15 protein-coding genes and 2 tRNA genes are annotated in these 16,769 nt (G+C 69.7%); 10 read left to right on the top strand and 7 right to left on the bottom strand.

Annotated elements, in window-relative coordinates:
* Positions 1–53: 53 nt before the first annotated feature.
* Together ACGFR7_RS07875 and ACGFR7_RS07870 are read right to left on the bottom strand one after the other, a co-directional pair.
* On the bottom strand, positions 54–1,496 hold the full coding sequence (locus ACGFR7_RS07875; protein WP_393314531.1) for an amino acid permease: 1,443 nt from the start codon (positions 1,494–1,496) through the stop codon (positions 54–56).
* Positions 1,497–1,757: 261 nt separating this feature from the next.
* Positions 1,758–3,275 carry an amino acid permease gene (locus tag ACGFR7_RS07870; RefSeq protein ID WP_393314528.1) on the bottom strand — a complete coding sequence of 506 codons (1,518 nt, stop codon included), beginning with the start codon at positions 3,273–3,275 and terminating at the stop codon, positions 1,758–1,760.
* Between the two features lie 333 nt (positions 3,276–3,608).
* Here ACGFR7_RS07870 and ACGFR7_RS07865 point away from each other — a divergent pair, with 333 nt between their 5' ends.
* Positions 3,609–4,205 carry a biotin transporter BioY gene (locus ACGFR7_RS07865; RefSeq protein ID WP_393314525.1) on the top strand — a complete coding sequence of 199 codons (597 nt, stop codon included), beginning with the start codon at positions 3,609–3,611 and terminating at the stop codon, positions 4,203–4,205.
* A 107-nt stretch (positions 4,206–4,312) separates the two neighbouring features.
* On the opposite strand, the gene ACGFR7_RS07860 is transcribed toward ACGFR7_RS07865, so the two are convergent.
* Positions 4,313–5,836 carry an amino acid permease gene (locus ACGFR7_RS07860; protein ID WP_393314522.1) on the bottom strand — a complete coding sequence of 508 codons (1,524 nt, stop codon included), beginning with the start codon at positions 5,834–5,836 and terminating at the stop codon, positions 4,313–4,315.
* 209 nt (positions 5,837–6,045) lie between these two features.
* Between ACGFR7_RS07860 and ACGFR7_RS07855 the strand changes: the two genes are divergently transcribed.
* From ACGFR7_RS07855 to ACGFR7_RS07845, 3 genes are all read left to right on the top strand, one after another.
* Positions 6,046–6,531, top strand: a complete 486-nt coding sequence (locus tag ACGFR7_RS07855) for a ribose-5-phosphate isomerase (protein WP_393314519.1) — start codon at positions 6,046–6,048, stop codon at positions 6,529–6,531.
* 70 nt (positions 6,532–6,601) lie between these two features.
* Positions 6,602–7,423 carry an Fpg/Nei family DNA glycosylase gene (locus ACGFR7_RS07850; RefSeq protein WP_393314516.1) on the top strand — a complete coding sequence of 274 codons (822 nt, stop codon included), beginning with the start codon at positions 6,602–6,604 and terminating at the stop codon, positions 7,421–7,423.
* Between the two features lie 147 nt (positions 7,424–7,570).
* Positions 7,571–8,716: a PP2C family protein-serine/threonine phosphatase gene (locus ACGFR7_RS07845; protein WP_393314513.1), complete on the top strand. Its 1,146-nt coding sequence runs from the start codon at positions 7,571–7,573 to the stop codon at positions 8,714–8,716.
* Between the two features lie 102 nt (positions 8,717–8,818).
* On the opposite strand, the gene ACGFR7_RS07840 is transcribed toward ACGFR7_RS07845, so the two are convergent.
* Positions 8,819–9,997 (bottom strand): acyltransferase family protein, encoded by a 1,179-nt coding sequence (locus ACGFR7_RS07840; protein ID WP_393314510.1) that lies wholly within the window; start codon positions 9,995–9,997, stop codon positions 8,819–8,821.
* Between the two features lie 616 nt (positions 9,998–10,613).
* Between ACGFR7_RS07840 and ACGFR7_RS07835 the strand changes: the two genes are divergently transcribed.
* Positions 10,614–10,808: a hypothetical protein gene (locus ACGFR7_RS07835; RefSeq protein WP_030082107.1), complete on the top strand. Its 195-nt coding sequence runs from the start codon at positions 10,614–10,616 to the stop codon at positions 10,806–10,808.
* Between the two features lie 51 nt (positions 10,809–10,859).
* On the opposite strand, the gene ACGFR7_RS07830 is transcribed toward ACGFR7_RS07835, so the two are convergent.
* Positions 10,860–11,246, bottom strand: coding sequence for an arsenate reductase family protein (locus ACGFR7_RS07830; RefSeq protein WP_393314507.1), 387 nt, complete (start codon positions 11,244–11,246; stop codon positions 10,860–10,862).
* Between the two features lie 113 nt (positions 11,247–11,359).
* Positions 11,360–11,430: transfer RNA gene (locus tag ACGFR7_RS07825), tRNA-Gly, on the bottom strand.
* A gap of 182 nt (positions 11,431–11,612) precedes the next feature.
* On the opposite strand from ACGFR7_RS07825, the gene ACGFR7_RS07820 reads away from it, so the two are divergent.
* From ACGFR7_RS07820 to clpX, 5 genes are all read left to right on the top strand, one after another.
* Positions 11,613–11,689, top strand: a tRNA-Pro gene (locus ACGFR7_RS07820).
* 232 nt (positions 11,690–11,921) lie between these two features.
* Positions 11,922–13,301 carry a trigger factor gene (gene tig / locus ACGFR7_RS07815; RefSeq protein ID WP_393314504.1) on the top strand — a complete coding sequence of 460 codons (1,380 nt, stop codon included), beginning with the start codon at positions 11,922–11,924 and terminating at the stop codon, positions 13,299–13,301.
* 297 nt (positions 13,302–13,598) lie between these two features.
* On the top strand, positions 13,599–14,201 hold the full coding sequence (locus ACGFR7_RS07810; protein WP_030283915.1) for an ATP-dependent Clp protease proteolytic subunit: 603 nt from the start codon (positions 13,599–13,601) through the stop codon (positions 14,199–14,201).
* 65 nt (positions 14,202–14,266) lie between these two features.
* The gene (locus ACGFR7_RS07805; RefSeq protein ID WP_393315344.1) at positions 14,267–14,944 is read left to right on the top strand and encodes an ATP-dependent Clp protease proteolytic subunit; all 678 of its coding nucleotides are present in this window, start codon (positions 14,267–14,269) and stop codon (positions 14,942–14,944) included.
* Positions 14,945–15,113: 169 nt separating this feature from the next.
* Complete coding sequence (gene clpX, locus ACGFR7_RS07800; protein WP_127150845.1) at positions 15,114–16,397, top strand: ATP-dependent Clp protease ATP-binding subunit ClpX; 1,284 nt, start codon at positions 15,114–15,116, stop codon at positions 16,395–16,397.
* Between the two features lie 82 nt (positions 16,398–16,479).
* Here clpX and ACGFR7_RS07795 read toward each other — a convergent pair whose 3' ends face one another.
* Complete coding sequence (locus ACGFR7_RS07795; RefSeq protein WP_393314501.1) at positions 16,480–16,764, bottom strand: hypothetical protein; 285 nt, start codon at positions 16,762–16,764, stop codon at positions 16,480–16,482.
* Positions 16,765–16,769 lie beyond the last annotated feature (5 nt).

Here is a 16,769-nt window from a genome sequence, read left to right as displayed (position 1 = left end):
CCTCGGAAGGAGGCCCCGCCCCGCCTGTGGAAGTGGGGAGCGCTGCGGAGCTGCTACTCCTTGGCCAGACCGGCGCCGTTGCCCAGCGACCGCTGCCGGATGAGCCCGATCACGGCCAGCACCGCCCCGAAGCCACCGGTGAACAGCAGCTGGATCCGCTGGTTCTCATCGCGCACCATCAGCAGCAGCACGGCGACGATGCCCGCCAGTGCCACCCAGGTCAGGACCGGGAAGGCCCACATCTTCACCACCAGCTTCTCGGGCGCCTCGCGCTCCAGCTGCCGCCGCATCCGCAGCTGGGCGGCGGCGATGAAGCCCCACACCACCAGGACGGCCGCGCCGACCATGTTCAGCAGCCACTGGAAGACCGTGGTGGGCCACAGGAAGCTGAAGAGGACCGCGAGGAAGCCGAAGGCGGAGCACAGCAGGACGGCGCGGCGCGGGACGCCGCCGCTCACCCTGCCGAGGAAGGCCGGGCCCTGGCCGCGGGAGATGAGGGAGTAGGCCATCCGCGAGGCGCCGTAGAGGTTGGCGTTCACCGCGGAGAGCAGCGCGATCAGGATGACCACGTTCATGATCTGGCCGGCCGCCGGGATCTTGAGGTAGTCCAGGACCGCCACGTACGGGCCGCTCTTGGCGATGGAGGGGGCGCTCCAGGGGATGACCGTGACGATGATGGCCATCGAGCCGACGTAGAAGAGGGCGATGCGCCACATCGCGGTGCGCACGGCGCGGGCCACTCCGCGTACCGGGTCCTTGGACTCGGCGGCCGCGATGGTCACCGTCTCCAGCCCGCCGTAGGCGAACACCGAGGCCAGCAGACCGACCATCAGGCCGTCGGCGCCCTTGGGGAGGAAGCCGCCGTCACCGGTGAGGTGTGAGGTGCCCGGGGCGTGGGTGCCGGGGAGCACCCCGAAGATGGCCAGCAGGCCCAGCACCAGGAAGATGCCGATCGCCGCGACCTTCAGGGCGGCGAACCAGAACTCGAACTCACCGAAGTTGGAGACCGCGGTCAGGTTCGTTCCCGTGAAGATCGCCATGAACAGCAGGACCCACATCCAGGGCTGGGTTCCCGGGAACCACTGGTGCATCACGTCCGCGGCGCCCAACGCCTCGGCGGCCACCGCCACACACAGCAGCGCGGTGAACATCCAGCCCACGGTGAACCCGGCCCAGGAGCCTATGGAGCGCTCGGCATGCACCGAGAAGGAGCCGGAGGCCGGATTCGCCGCGGCCATCTCGCCGAGCATCCGCATGATCAGCATGACCAGGGCGCCGGAGACGGCGTAGGCCAGCACGATCGACGGACCGGCCGCCGCGATGCCGGCGCGGGAGCCGACGAACAGTCCCGCGCCGATCACCCCGCCCAGGGCGATCATCGAGAGGTGGCGCTGCTTGAGGCCGTTGGACAGCGTGGTGGAGCTGTCGGGGCCGGCGCCCTGGACCGCGTCGCCGTGCTCGCGCGCGGATGCGGCGGACGAGGGTGTCCGATTCATGTCGTACCTGTCCCAGTAGGTGAGAGCGGAGCAAGGCGATATTGCGTTCCCCCGGGCCGCGACCGGTGCGACGGTGCTGCCGGGCCCCCTGGACCCCGCCGGTGCGGGCGGATCGCGCAGGGCCTGCCGACGGCTGAACTCCGGGGTCCTCGGCGAAGCGGGCCCAGTTTGAGCGCCGGTGTCCGCTCAGGGCAACAGTCGTGCAGCGAATGTTCGGTATTCAGACGTCATCGGCACCGTGTGTGTTCAGTCTGTGTTCGATTATGACGTGGAGTGACCGTCCACCTGGCGCGAATCAGCACTCGCGCGACGCTCCCGCAGCGCGCGGCCGCCCGCGACGAGCAGCACCAGGCCGGTCGCCCCGGCCGACCACAGCAGCTGCGGCCGGGCCGCGTCATCGGTCAGCATCAGGATCAGCACCGCGCCCATCGCCACCAGCGCCGCCCAGGTCAGATACGGGAAGCCCCACATCCGCAAGGTCAGCTTCCCGGGCGCCTCGCGGGCGATCCGCGGGCGTAGCCGCAGCTGGGAGACGGCGATCAGGCCCCAGACGAAGAGCAGCACCGCCCCGACCGCATTGAGCATGTAGAGGAAGACCGAATCCGGCCACTTCAGATTCAGCAGGACGGAGACGAACCCGAACGCCACCGAGGCGAGCACGGCGCGGCGCGGCACCCCTCCACCGCGCTCGGCTCCTCCCCCACTCTCAACTTCGTTCGAGCGGGGGGACCCCCATGAGCGGGGGGACCCCCGCCCCGACACCTTCAGCAGCGCCCGCGGCGCCTCGCCCCGCTCGGCCAGCGAGAAGATCATCCGTGACGAGCCGTAGAGATTGGCGTTCAGCGCGGAGAGCAGCGCCACGAACACCACGATGTTCATGATCTGGCCGGCGCCCGGCACCCCGATGCTGTCCAGCACCGCGACGTAGGGGCTCTTGCCCGGCTGCATCGACGACCAGGGGAGCAGGGTCACGATGACCAGCATCGAGCCGACGTAGAAGAAGAGGATGCGCCAGACCGCACTGCGCACCGCCCGGCCCACCGCACGCGCCGGATCGTCCGACTCGGCCGCGGCGATGGTGACGACCTCCAGGCCGCCGAAGGCGAACACCACGGCCAGGACCCCGGAGATCACCCCGGCCCAGCCGTGCGGCAGGAACCCGCCCTGTCCGGTGAGGTTCGCCAGCCCGACGGGCTCGGTGTCCGGCAGCACCCCGAAGACCGCCAGCAGGCCCAGTGCCAGGAACAGCACGATCGCGGTGACCTTCAGCGTCGCGAACCAGAACTCGAACTCGCCGAAGTTCTTCACCGCGGCCAGGTTGGCGACGGTGAAGACGATCATGAAGATCAGCACCCAGCCCCACTGCGGCACCGCAGGTACCCAGCCGTTCGCGATCTGCGCCGCACCGGTGGCCTCCACGGCCAGCACCACGACCAGCAGGAACCAGTACAGCCAGCCGACGCTGAACCCGGCCCAGCGCCCCAGCGCCCGCTCGGCGTGCACCGAGAACGCACCGGACGCCGGCATCGCCGCCGACATCTCGCCGAGCATCCGCATGACCAGCATCGCCAGCGCGCCCGCGATCAGATACGACAGCACGATCCCGGGCCCGGCCACCGCGATCCCCGCGCCGGAGCCCACGAACAGGCCGGCGCCGATCACTCCGCCCAGGCCCAGCATCGTCAGATGGCGCTGCTTGAGGCCCGCGGCCAGCGGCTCTTTCCCGTCGGCAGCCGTCCCCGGGGAGGACTCGACGGCGTGGGTCGGTGCGTCGTGCATGGGCTCGTACTCTCGCAAGGGCCGGGGCGGCGGAGGCCGCAGGCGGGTTGGGGAACTCCACAGGTCACCGCGGGGCGCGCCCAGTGTCGCCGCAGGTCGCGCGCTACCACAAAACCGGCGTCCGGAGACGGCCCGGGCCGTGATGAGCATCACGTGACCTGCAATGACGCCGCACGACCCGCCGGAGCCGGGCATGGTGGCGGTTGTCCGGAACTCGTGTTCGGAACTCTCCAAGCGGGCCGCCGCGGCTTTGTCGTCGCCACACGATGATCTCCGGTGGTCCGCTGGACTAACGTCATCGCGTCCCGTCCCTCTCACACCCGCGGAGCCCCGATGAGCACTGCCGCTCTCTCACGTCCTGGCGCTGTCCTGGCCGATCTGCTGCCGGCCGCCACCGCCTCCCGCGCCCGCGTCCGTGACGCCGCGCTGGTGCTCGGCGGCGCCGCGCTCACCGGCATCGCGGCCCAGATCGCCCTCCCGGTCCCCGGCTCCCCGGTCCCGGTCACCGGCCAGACCTTCGCCGCCCTCCTGGTCGGCGCCTCGCTCGGCGCGAGCCGCGGTGCGCTGTCGCTGGCGCTGTACGCCCTGGCGGGGCTGGCGGGCCTGCCGTGGTTCGCCGGCGGCACCTCGGGAGCGGGCGGGGCCACCCTCGGCTACATCGTGGGCATGCTGCTCGCCGCCACCGTCGTGGGCGCGCTGGCCCGCCGCGGCGGCGACCGCGGGGTGCTGCGCACCGCCGCCACCATGGCCGCGGGCACGGCCCTGATCTACGCCGTCGGCGTCCCCTACCTGGCGCTGAGCACCGGCATGTCCCTCGGCCAGGCCGTCGCCGCCGGCCTCGTCCCGTTCCTGATCGGCGACGCCCTCAAGGCCGCGCTCGCCATGGGCGCGCTGCCCACCGCCTGGAAGCTGGCCGGGCGCCGCGGCTGAGCGGGCCGCACACCGCGCGCGAAGGGGCCGGGCCTCGTACACACCACAGAGGTGTGCACGGGGCCCGGCCCCTTCGCGCGCTGCCTGTACCGGTTCGCGCGCCGGTACTAGGCCCGGTCCGTCACCCCGGCGCCCACGCCCGGGGCGCCCGGCCCGTCGACCCCGTCCGCCACGGCCGCCCGCGGCCGCCGCCGGTCCAGGATCAGGCCGACCGCCAGCACCACCACGGCCGCGACCACCGACAGCACCATCTGCTGGCGTCCGTCCGGGTTGTAGAACATGTAGCCGATGACGAAGACGATCAGCGCGATCGTCGCGTAGGTCAGCCACGGGTAGAGCCACATCCGCACCGTCAGCCGCTCCGGCGTTTCCTGCTCGATGACCCGGCGCATCCGCAGCTGCGAGAAGCAGATGACCAGCCACACGAACAGCGCCACGGCGCCCGACGAATTCAGCAGGAACTGGAAGATGGTGTCCTTCGAGGTGTAGCTGAAGATCGTCGCCACGAAGCCGAAGGCGACCGATGCCCAGATCGCGACCGCCGGCACCCCGCCCTTGTTGACGGTGGCGAACGACTTCGGCGCATCCCCGCGCTGGCCGAGCGAGAACGCCATCCGGGAGGCGGTGTAGAGCCCGGAGTTCAGACAGGACAGCACCGCGGTCAGCACCACGACGTCCATCACGGTGCCCGCGTACGGGATGTCCAGCGACTCCAGCACGGCCACGTACGGGCTCTTCTCCACCGCCTTGGCGTTCCACGGCAGCAACGTCACGATCACCGCGATCGAGCCGATGTAGAAGAGCGCGATCCGCCAGATGACGCTGTTGACGGCCTTGCGGACGGCCTGCACCGGGTTCGGCGACTCGCTCGCCGCCAGCGTGACGATCTCGCTGCCCATGAAGGAGAAGACCACCAGCAGCATGCCCGAGAGGATCGCGCCGGGACCGTGCGGCAGGAATCCGCCGTGCCCGGTCAGATTCTCCGTACCGACCGGGGCGCCGCCCGGCGGCAGCCCGAATATCGCCAGTGCGCCCACCACGATGAAGACGACGATCGCGACGACCTTGATCCCGGCGAACCAGAACTCGAACTCGCCGAACGACCCGACCGAGACCAGGTTCGTACCGGTCAGCACGATCATCACCAGCAGCGCCCAGGCCCACTGCGGGACGGCCGGGACCCAGCCGGTGAGGATCGCGGCGGCCGCGGTCGCCTCGACGGCCAGTACGACCGACCAGAAGAACCAGTACAGCCAGCCGATCGTGAACCCGGCCCAGCGGCCCAGCGCCCGGTCCGCGTACGCGGAGAACGATCCCGAGGTGGGCGAGGCCGCGGCCATCTCGCCCAGCATCCGCATGACCAGCACGACCAGCAGCCCGGTCAGCGCGTAGGAGAGCAGGATGCCGGGACCGGCGGCCGCGATACCGGCGCCGGAGCCGACGAACAGGCCGGCGCCGATGACGCCGCCGATGGCGATCATCGACAGATGGCGGTTCTTGAGCCCTGCCTGCAGCCCGTCCTGCGACTGTCCCCCGGAGGGCCCGCCGCCGGGGGTGCCGGGGGTGGGGGCCGGTGTGGAGGTGGGGGTGCCCCCTGCTCCTGGAGAGCTCGGGGAAGGGTGCGCGCCCATGTGACCGTCCTTCGTGGTTCGCGGATGGATCCCCCGCATTAGATCTTCGTTAACCGTGGATTGGAAGGTCTGCAGCCGGATTGTTGTGTGAAACCCTGGATGGCTTCGCTCTGCGCTTGCGTACGGAAGGCGGAGAGTCGCTTTCTGTGCACGCAGCCCGGTGAGACCCAGCGGCGCCTACCCGCCGCCGCTCGTGTCACACTCATCGCATGCGCGTGTACCTCGGCTCCGACCATGCAGGTTTTGACCTCAAGAACCACCTCGTCGAGTGGCTCACGGCCCACGGCCACGAGCCCGTCGACTGCGGTCCCCACATCTACGACGCTCAGGACGACTACCCGCCGTTCTGTCTGCGCGCCGCGGAGAAGACCGCCGCCGACCCGGACAGCCTCGGCATCGTGATCGGCGGTTCCGGCAACGGCGAGCAGATCGCCGCCAACAAGGTCAAGGGCGTACGGGCCGCGCTGGCCTGGAGCGAGGAGACCGCCAAGCTCGGCCGCGAGCACAACAACGCCAACGTCATCTCGGTGGGCGGCCGGATGCACACCCAGGAAGAGGCGACCCGGTTCATCGAGGTCTTCCTCGGCACGCCCTACTCGGGTGAGGAGCGCCACACCCGCCGCATCGACATGCTCTCGGCCTACGAGACCACCGGCGAGCTGCCCGCCATTCCCGCCCACCACCCGCAGGGCTGACCCCCGTTCATCCCGTCGCCCGCCCGCCCCGGCCGCCGGGGCGGGCGGGCGCGCCCACTGGAGGACACCCGTGCCCGAGGGGCATACGATCCACCGCCTCGCCCTGGACCACCGCGCACGCTTCGAGGCCGGACCGGTACGGGCCAGCAGCCCCCAGGGCAAGTTCGCGGGCGGCGCCGCCCTCGTGGACGGCCAGGTCATGACGGCCGCCGAGGCGCACGGCAAACACCTCTTCCTCGGCTTCGGCCCGGACCGCTGGATCCACGTCCACCTCGGGCTGTTCGGCAAGCTCGGCTTCGGCACGGCCCCCGCCCCGCCGCCCACCGACACGGTGCGCCTCCGGCTCGCGAACCCGGCCGCCTACGCGGACCTCCGCGGCCCCACCACCTGCGCACTGATCACCGAGGACGAGAAGCGCGCGATACACGACCGGCTGGGCCCCGACCCGCTGCGCCCCGGGGACGACGGCACCCGAGCCTGGGAGCGGATCTCCCGCAGCCGTACGACGATCGCGGCGCTGCTGCTCGACCAGAAGATCATCGCCGGGGTCGGCAACGTCTACCGCGCCGAGGTCCTCTTCCGCCACCACATCGACCCCTACCGCCCCGGCCGCGACCTCACCCGCACCGAATGGGACGCGATCTGGGCCGACCTGGTGTTCTTGATGGCCGAGGGCGTCCGGGACAACCGGATCGACACCGTCCGCCCGGAACATCTGCCGGAGGCCATGGGCCGCCCGCCGCGGGTCGACGACCACGGCGGCGAGGTGTACGTCTACCGCCGGGCCCACCAGGCCTGCCACCTCTGCGGCAGCGAGATCCGCACCGCCGGCCTCGCCGCCCGCAATCTCTTCTGGTGCCCGGGCTGCCAGCCGCCCGCCGGCGGCGGCTGACCGCCGGACCCGCCGGCAAAACCCGCGCGGCAGCAGGACGCCCTCCGGCCGCACGACCGCATTTCGCACGCCGTTTCCCGGCAATCGGCCAGGCCGTCGTGCGGCGAATCGACGCGCCGCCGAACGGGTGGATAAGGTCCCAGAACAATGACAACCGGCCAGGGAACGGAAGCCCTGACGGCCCGGGTGCACAAAAGCCTGCACCGGGCCCGTATCGGCGTGCGCAAGGCGGGGGTCGACTACTTCCGCGGTGACGGCTCAGACCGTTTCGCGCTGGCCGTCCTCCTTCTCGCCATACCCGCTCTCGCCGCGGGCACCCTCGGGTGGCCCGAATGGGTCGCCCCGACGGCGCTGGTCCTCCCGGTCATCGCCGGCGGACTGCTGCTGCGGCCGGCCAACCTCCTGATCCTGTACGCCGCGTCCGCGGCCGCGCTGGTCGTCGAAGCCGCGCTGCTCGGCCCGTACGACGAAGGGCCGGAACGGATCACCGCGGGCACGGTCCTGGTCGTCGCCGCGGCCGGGTTCGCCGGCCTGCTGATCGCCCAGTTCCGCAGCCGGGTCGGGGTGCCCTGGCGGCGCGGCGGCACCATGCTCTTCGACCTGCGCGAACGGATCCGGGTCCAGAGCACGCTGCCCGCGCTCCCCGAGGGCTGGCACCACGAGATGGCGCTGCGCCCGGCCGGCGGCCAGTTCTTCTCCGGCGACTTCGTGGTGGCCTCCCGCACCCAGGGCGGCCAGATCCTCGAAGTGGTGCTGACCGATGTCTCCGGGAAGGGCATGGACGCGGCCTCCCGCGCGCTGCTGCTGTCCGGTGCCTTCGGCGGCCTGCTCGGCTCGCTGCCGCCGCACGCCTTCCTGCCCGCCGCCAACGGCTATCTGCTGCGCCAGGACTGGGACGAGGGGTTCGCCACGTCCATCCATCTCGTCCTCGACCTGGAGTCCGGCGACTACGAACTCCTCTCCGCGGGACACCTGCCGGCCCTCCAGCTCAGCGCCGGCAGCGGCCGCTGGGAGGAGAAGCCGGGGGAGGGGCCGCTGCTCGGCGTCTTCGACGGCGCCCAGTTCGACCCGGTCAAGGGGACGCTGCGGCCCGGCGACGTCCTGATGCTGTTCACCGACGGCCTGGTCGAGGCCGCCGACCGGGATATCACCGAGGGCATCGACCGGCTGACCGGCGAGGCCGACCGCTATGTCGCCGGCGGCTTCGCCGGGGCGGCCTGGCATCTGATCGAGACCGTTGCCAAGGATGTCAACGACGACCGCGCGCTGCTGCTGATCTGCCGGGACGCGTAACGCGGCTGATCTGCCGGGACGCGTGAGGCGAGGGAGCCGGCGCGCGGGGCGGACATCTTGCCGGCCCGGGGAAAGCGCTCCGCCGACCGCGACGACGCGCGCTCAGGCGCTGACGCGGGCCCGCGCCGTATCGGCCGGATCCTTGCGGAACGCCCATGCCATCGTCGGCTCCATCGCGAAGCGGAACATCCTGCGGACCGGCGGGGTGCACAGGGCCGTCACGATGCCTCCCGCGAGCAGGGTGACGGCGATCTCGCCGAGCGGGGAGTGCAGCCAGGCGTAGTCGTCGAACCAGCCCCAGAACCGCGAGCCCTTGGCCAGGAAACCGTGCAGCAGATAGCCGTACAGCGTCCCGGCGCCCAGCACCGTGAACCAGGTCCGCCGGGTCGGCACCCACGAGAAGAAGCAGGCCGTCATCACGATCGAGCAGCCGAAGAGCGCCAGCGTCATCACCGCGCCGATCCACCACGTGGTGCCCAATTCCTGGGCGCTGTCGCGGTGGTAGAACCACGCCGAGCTCATCCGGGGTGCCGCCCAGTAGGCCATCACCAGCGCACCGGCGAAGACCGGCAGCGAGGCGATCCGCACGGCCCGCCGCTGCACCAGCTTGAAGTGCTCGGGCCGCAGCGCCAGTCCCAGGACGAAGAACGGGAGGAACTGCAGCACCCGCTGGAGGTCCAGGTCATCGCCGATGTCCGGGGACACGGACGCGAGGACGGCGACGGCCACCGCGAGCGGAATCGGCCAGCGCACGATCTTCCACAGCGGGGTGGTCAGCCGCCAGATGAACAGGGCCACCAGGAACCACGTCAGGAACCACGGGTCGAGAAGGCTGATGGGGTGCCCGGGATCGTCGTCCGCCCAGCGCTTGAAGAACGCATAGGCGGTCTCGAAGAGGACGTAGGGGACCGCGACCCCGGTGACCAGCCGCTGCAGCCGGTCCTTGCGCATGTCGAAGCTGCGCGAGAAGTAGCCGGAAATGATGATGAAGGCCGGCATGTGGAAGGTGTAGACGGTCATGTAGAGCGCCTCGGCGGTGCGACTGCCGTCGGTCAGCGGTTCCCATGCGTGCCCCATCGCCACGAGCACGATGGCCAGGTACTTCGCGTTGTCGAAGAACGCGTTGCGGCCGTCGCTCTTCGGTGCGGGTGGCGCCGCCCCCTCGGTTCCCTCGGCGCCGTGCGCGCCGGACTGCCGGTCCGTGGGCTCCGTCCGGCCGGAGCCCTCCGCCGCCCGGGCAGGGGGAAGTTCGGTGCGCGGTGTCGGGGCAGCGGGAAACATTGGAGGCACGATAGCGGCGGTCGGCGAATGCGTAAAACCGCCTCGAAGCCATTCTCCCTTTTCCTCGGGTGCCACCGCGGACGGGGCGCGGATAAAATCTGGTATCGCTGCGGAGAGCCCCCATCATCGCTGTCCGTTTCGCTCCCTATCATCCCCACAAATCACCCCGTATCCCCCGCAAACGACTCAGGGGGAATGTCCGATTCCTTGATCTTATGTCCGAATGCTAATAAGCCTTGATGGCGCCCTGCACGGCAGTGACGGATACCACGGACGGGAAATTCTCCGGGCCGGAAAATGATCAGAATGCCCCGGCGGAATGGCCGTGGTGAGCTGTGGTGAATTGCCGACGTGCGTCAGGTGGAGAAATTCCCGGCGTCGGCCCGGTGCGGCGCGCCACGTCCGCCGCCGCCCGCCGTGCGGACGCCGCCGCGCCGCCCGCGCGTCACCCTGCCGCAGCCTCATGGCCACCATCGGCTGGAATCGGGCAAAGCGTTGGCCGATGATTCGTCACCGGCCTGCAGTGGGCATGGAGTTGGTGGCACGATGGGTGCAGGGGGGTGTGCGCGGCATGCCCCCGGGCCGGTGAGGCGTTCCGACCGAGGGTGTGATCAGTGTGGCTCTTTCGCTGTCAGTGGTGCTGCTGTTGGGGATCATTCTGATCGTCCTGATCAGAGGGAAGTCGATCAAGGCAGGTCCGGCGTTCGTCGCCATACTGTTCGGCTTCTTCCTTGCCTCCACGGGCATGGCTCCGTCGATCAACCGGTTCCTCAACTCGATTGCGGACACCATCAACCACATCACCTTCTAGGCGGTCCGCCTCCGGGTGTCCGCCGGCCCCGTGCCGGGCGCCGCACGGGGTTCAGCCCTTCGAAGGTTCTTCGCCCCCGGTCCGCGCCACTGCCTCGCGTACGGATTCCTCGCTCCGCCCCACCAGTGCCGAACCGTCGTCCGCCGTGATGATCGGCCGCTGGATCAGCCGGGGGTGTGCCGCCAGCGCCGCGATCCACCGCTCGCGCGCGGCGTCGGTGCGCTCCCACTGCGCGAGGCCCAGCTCCTTCGCCTCGGCCTCCTGGGTCCGGGTGATGTCCCAGGGCTCCAGGCCCAGCCGCGTCAGCACGCCGCGCAGGTCGTCGGCGTCCGGCGGGTCCTCGAGGTATCTGCGCACGGTGTAGCGGGCGCCCTCCTCGTCCAGGATCTCCACGGCCGAACGGCACTTGGAGCACGCGGGGTTGAGCCAGATTTCCATGCAGGCCACCTTATGGGGCCGCGGCCGCGGGGCGAAGGGGTGTGCGGCCACCCGGCGGCCCGTTCAGGAAAGCGGAAAACCCCAGGCCATCCGGCCCGGGGTTTCCTGGTGAGAGCGGGCGACGGGAATCGAACCCGCGTAGCTAGTTTGGAAGACTAGGGCTCTACCATTGAGCTACGCCCGCGAGCGCCGCAGGTCGCAGGACCTCGGCACGCAGTGCATCCTAGCGGGTCGCGGCGGTGCACCGCACATCCCCTTCACGCGGACGAGGCGCGCAGCACGTTCCCGCCCGCGCATCGCCCCACGAGGCTCCCGGTAACTGGCAGCCGTACCGCCTGCGGCCATGTACCCTACGTGTCGCACCGACGGGGTGTGGCGCAGCTTGGTAGCGCGTCCGCTTTGGGAGCGGAAGGTCGTCGGTTCGAATCCGGCCACCCCGACCAGCAGCAGGTCAGCCCGACAGCACGGAGTCGGGCACAGCCTCGGTCCACCGCGGCGGCGCCGCATACGAGCGGCTTTCAAGATCGCGTTGTGGGCGTCATCCTCCTTGCGGTTACTATGCAAGCTGCGTGCCCGTGTGTCTGTGTACCGGGCGCGATCGGCCGGACCCGGATCAGCCGGGCCCAGGCGGATCTCACGCAGAACCCCAGAAGTCAGCCCCAAGGAGACCGAACCGTGAAGAGCGCCGTGGAGACCCTGAACCCGACTCGGGTTCGGCTCACTGTCGAGGTGCCCTTCGAGGAGCTCAAGCCCAGCCTCGACGCGGCGTACAAAAAGATCAACCAGCAGGTCACGGTGAAGGGCTTCCGCCAGGGCAAGATCCCGGCCCGGGTCATCGACCAGCGGTTCGGCCGTGGCGCCGTGCTGGAGGAGGCCGTCAACGACGCGCTCCCGAAGTTCTACACCGAAGCGGTCAACGAGGGTGAGCTGAACGTCCTCGGCCAGCCCGAGGTCGACATCACCGAGCTGAAGGACGGCGAGCTGCTGGCCTTCACCGCCGAGGTCGACATCCGCCCCGCCCTCGAGATCCCGGACTACTCCGGCATCGAGGTCGAGGTCGACGCCGTCGAGGTGTCGGACGAGGAGGTGGACAAGTCCGTCGAGCAGCTGCGTGAGCGCTTCGCGACGACCAGCCCGGTCGAGCGCGCGGCCCAGGACGGCGACGTCCTGACGCTGAACCTCGAGGCCAAGGTGGACGGCGAGGTGCTGGAGGACGGCGTCGCCGAGGGTGTCTCGTACACCGTCGGCTCCGGCGAGCTCCTCGACGGCATCGACGAGGCCGTCACCGGCGTGGAGGCCGGCAACAGCGCCACCTTCACCTCCGAGCTCAAGGGCGGTTCCGCCGAGGGCAAGGAGGCCGAGGTCACGGTCGAGGTCACCGAGATCAAGTCCCGCGAACTGCCCGAGCTGGACGACGACTTCGCCCAGCTGGCCAGCGAGTTCGACACCCTTGAGGACCTGCGCGCGGACAGCCGCAAGCGCCTCGAGCAGATGAAGAAGTACGACCAGGCCACCCAGGCGCAGGAGAAGGTCCTGGACGAGCTGCTGAAGCTCGTCGAGGTGCCGATGCCGGAGAAGCTGCTCGCGGACGAGATCGAGACCCGCAAGCACAACCTGGTCAACCACCAGCTCGGCCAGATGGGCCTCGACCTCGAGAAGTACCTGGAGATCCAGGGCAAGAGCGAGGAAGAGTTCGACGCCGAGACCAAGGAGCAGGCCGAGAAGGGCATCAAGACCCAGTTCATCCTGGACGAGCTGGTCAACAAGGAGAAGCTGAACGTCAGCCAGGAGGAGCTCACCGAGCACCTCATGCGCCGCGCGCAGTCCTCCGGCATGTCCCCCGACCAGTTCGCCCAGGCCGTCGTCGAGGGCGGCCAGGTGCCGATGCTCGTCGGTGAGGTCGCCCGCGGCAAGGCCCTCGCGGTCGTCGTCGAGGCCGCCACGGTCAAGGACAGCAACGGCGAGGTCATCGAGCTCGACGACGAGGACGAGACCGCCGAGACCGTCGAGGCCACCGAGGCCGAGGCGGGCGCGGAGGAGAAGCCCGAGGCCTGAGCCCCGGACGCCGCCCTGCGCCTGCGCGCAGTTCTCTGACCACGGGCCCGAACACGCACGTCCGCGTGTTCGGGCCCGTGGTCGTACCACCCCGTGAGCCTGCGCTCACAGCGAACAGTTATCGATGCGGGATGGCGTTGTCCGACCTGCGCGTTAGGGTCCGTAGATACGAGGGCAGGGGAGTCCCTGAAACCGCGCCGGGCCCACACACGGCGCCGCCTCCCCACGCCCCAGCAGACGACGCTGAGACGGCCTGGAGCCGTCCGACAACGAGCAGGTGGACACGTGACGATCCCGATGCCTTCCGCCGCCGCTGAGCCGACCTTCGGTGGCCTCGGCGACCAGGTCTACAACCGGCTGCTCGGCGAGCGGATCATCTTCCTCGGCCAGCCGGTCGACGACGACATCGCCAACAAGATCACCGCGCAGCTGCTTCTCCTCGCCGCGGACCCGGACAAGGACATCTTCCTCTACATCAACTCCCCGGGCGGCTCGATCTCGGCCGGGTTGGCGATCTACGACACCATGCAGTACATCAAGAACGACGTGGTGACGATCGCGATGGGCCTCGCCGCCTCCATGGGACAGTTCCTGCTGAGCGCCGGCACCCCGGGCAAGCGCTTCGCGCTGCCGAATGCCGAGATCCTCATCCACCAGCCCTCCGCGGGCCTGGCGGGTTCCGCGTCGGACATCAAGATCCACGCCGAGCGGCTGCTGCACACCAAGAAGCGGATGGCGGAGCTGACGGCCTTCCACACCGGTCAGACCGTCGAGCGGATCACCCAGGACTCGGACCGCGACCGCTGGTTCTCCGCCGATGAGGCCAAGGAGTACGGCCTGATCGACGATGTGATGACCTCCGCCGCCGGCGTTCCGGGCGGGGGCGGCACCGGGGCCTGAGCCCCGTACCACTCGCCCCACAGCCCCCAGCCCACTTGATCGCCACCAGGACGGTGAACACCACGATGAACAACTACCCCGGCAGCGGCCTCTACCAGCGCCCCGAGTCCGAGTACTCCGGCCCGGTCGCCGAGTCCCGCTACATCGTCCCGCGCTTCGTCGAGCGCACCTCGCAGGGCGTGCGCGAGTACGACCCGTACGCGAAGCTGTTCGAGGAGCGCGTGATCTTCCTCGGCGTGCAGATCGACGACGCCTCGGCCAACGACGTCATGGCCCAGCTGCTGTGCCTGGAGTCGATGGACCCGGACCGGGACATCTCGATCTACATCAACAGCCCCGGCGGCTCCTTCACGGCGCTCACGGCCATCTACGACACGATGCAGTTCGTGAAGCCGGACATCCAGACGGTCTGCATGGGCCAGGCGGCCTCCGCCGCGGCCGTGCTGCTCGCCGCCGGCACCCCCGGCAAGCGGATGGCGCTGCCCAACGCCCGTGTGCTGATCCACCAGCCCTACAGCGAGACCGGCCGCGGCCAGGTCTCCGACCTGGAGATCGCCGCCAACGAGATCCTGCGGATGCGTTCGCAGCTGGAGGACCTGCTGGCCAAGCACTCCTCCACGCCGGTCGAGAAGATCCGTGACGATATCGAGCGTGACAAGATTCTGACCGCCGAGGAGTCCCTGGAGTACGGTCTGGTCGACCAGATCGTCTCGACCCGCAAGTCGTCCGTCTCCATCGGCTGACGATCTTCGCGAAGTGAGCCGGAGCGTTGCCCCCTTGGACCGGAATCGGATCGAGTGAACCGAGTCGGTCCAAGGGGGGCCCGAACGGGGGGCCCGGCAAGGTACCGTCGATAGGCAAGCACCCGGGTCCGTGGAGCAATGCGGATCCCAGGCGAAGGGGAAGCACCTCGTGGCACGCATCGGTGACGGCGGCGACCTGCTCAAGTGCTCATTCTGCGGAAAGAGTCAGAAGCAGGTGAAGAAGCTCATCGCGGGACCTGGTGTGTACATCTGCGACGAGTGCATCGACCTCTGCAACGAAATCATCGAGGAGGAGCTCGCCGAGACCTCCGAGGTGCGGTGGGAGGAACTCCCCAAACCGCGGGAGATCTACGAGTTCCTGAACGGCTATGTCGTCGGCCAGGACCCCGCCAAGAAGGCGCTCTCGGTCGCCGTCTACAACCACTACAAGCGGGTGCAGGCGGGCGAGAACGGCCCCGGCCGCGGCGATGAGGGCATCGAGCTCGCCAAGTCCAACATCCTGCTGCTCGGCCCCACCGGCTCCGGCAAGACCCTGCTCGCGCAGACCCTGGCCCGGATGCTGAACGTGCCGTTCGCCTTCGCCGACGCCACGGCGCTGACGGAGGCCGGTTATGTCGGCGAGGACGTCGAGAACATCCTCCTCAAGCTGATCCAGGCCGCGGACTTCGACATCAAGAAGGCCGAGACCGGCATCATCTACATCGACGAGATCGACAAGGTCGCCCGGAAGAGCGAAAACCCGTCGATCACCCGCGATGTCTCCGGTGAGGGCGTCCAGCAGGCGCTGCTGAAGATCCTGGAGGGCACCACCGCCTCGGTCCCGCCCCAGGGCGGCCGCAAGCACCCGCACCAGGAATTCATCCAGATCGACACCACCAACGTCCTCTTCATCGTCGGCGGTGCCTTCGCCGGGCTGGAGAAGATCATCGAGGCCCGCTCCGGCGCCAAGGGCATCGGCTTCGGCGCCACGATCCGCTCCAAGCGCGAGATCGAGTCCAAGGACCAGCTCCAGGACGTCATGCCGGAGGACATGGTGAAGTTCGGGATGATCCCGGAGTTCATCGGCCGTCTTCCCGTCCTCACCTCGGTCCACAACCTCGACCGCGAGGCCCTGCTGCAGATCCTGGTCGAGCCGCGCAACGCGCTCGTCAAGCAGTACAAGCGCCTCTTCGAACTCGACGGTGTCGAGCTGGACTTCGACCGCCCGGCCCTGGAGGCCATCGCCGACCAGGCCATCCTGCGCGGCACCGGCGCCCGAGGCCTGCGCGCCATCATGGAGGAAGTCCTCCAGGCGGTGATGTACGAGATCCCGTCCCGCAAGGACGTCGCCCGCGTCGTCATCACCGAGGACGTCGTGCACTCGAATGTGAACCCGACCCTGGTCCCGCGCAACCGCGGCGACTCGGGGGAGCCGCAGGAGAAGAGCGCGTAGGGCGTGGCCGTAGCCGATCACCGATACGCCACCGCCCGGCAGCGGGAACGCTGCCGGGCGGTGGCGTATTCGCCGAGCCGTGTCAGGACTGCGCGCGGTTGCAGGCTGCCTCGGCGTGGGACCACTTGACGCCAAGGCTGTGCAACGGCTTCATGCACGGGAGGGGCGGAGTCGCGCCCATCGGGCTTTCCGCCCAGTCCTGGCATATGTCAAGCACCTTGTTGCCCACGATGTAGCCCTTGCTGCTCAAGTAGGCCGTGCAGTCCCCGGTACTGGCCTGGGCCGGCGCGGTGACGACGAGCGGAAGCGCGGCTCCCGCCACCAGCACTCCGGTTGCCGCTGCCAGGCGACGCAGCGAATTGCGCATGGCGA

It is taken from the genome of Streptomyces sp. NPDC048516 (assembly GCF_043199875.1).
Classification (GTDB): domain Bacteria; phylum Actinomycetota; class Actinomycetes; order Streptomycetales; family Streptomycetaceae; genus Streptomyces.
Note: the sequence above shows the minus strand (reverse complement) of the source record. Positions and strands in the feature narration are given on the sequence as shown.